The organism is Streptobacillus felis (genome assembly GCF_001559775.1).
In the GTDB taxonomy this organism is placed as follows: Bacteria; Fusobacteriota; Fusobacteriia; order Fusobacteriales; family Leptotrichiaceae; genus Streptobacillus; species Streptobacillus felis.
Genome location: NZ_LOHX01000038.1, coordinates 1 through 564, shown reverse-complemented (window position 1 = coordinate 564; position 564 = coordinate 1). Strand labels below are relative to the sequence as shown.

Sequence of the window (564 nt, the reverse complement as noted above, 5' to 3'; positions counted from 1 at the left end):
TATCATAAACATTTTCTAATGCCTTATGAAAGCTACTAGCAGTGTTATCTTTCCATTTAGTTAGTTTTTTCAAATAATCAAAATCAAATTCTAGTATCTCAAGTTCTTTGTTTTTCATTCTAGCAAATATAGCCATAAGAATATCTAATTCAGTTGAATTAAAGTTTCTAAGACCTATTTGATTAAAATCGTTGTTATATTGAACTACTTCATTTGCCATATTATCACCTCAATTTAATTATAGCAAAAAACAAAGGTATTTTCAAGACATGTCCTATTTATTTACTGAAAATGTCCTATTTATTTACTGAAAATGTCCTATTTATTTACTGAAAATGTCCTATTTATTTACTGAAAATGTCCCATTTTAACCCTCACGGAGCTAGTATTCCTTATAGCTGTAGGACACCTAAAATTAATATTAAAATAAATTTGAAAAGAAATAGAAAAGGGGATAACACAAAAAAAAGAGCTAAAAAAAGCCCTTATTTTTCAAAATTTTTATCTAATTTTTTATTTTTTTTTTCAGCTTTTAAATTTAAATCTTGATTTAATTCTTTTTCT

The 564-nt window shown here is 24.5% G+C and carries 1 protein-coding gene; it reads right to left on the bottom strand.

Annotation, left to right across the window (positions count from 1 at the left end; all coding sequences use genetic code 11):
* Nucleotides 1–220, bottom strand: a 220-nt coding sequence (locus tag AYC60_RS00625) for a RepB family plasmid replication initiator protein (RefSeq protein ID WP_156447616.1), incomplete at its 3' end; no start/stop codon positions are given.
* Nucleotides 221–564 lie beyond the last annotated feature (344 nt).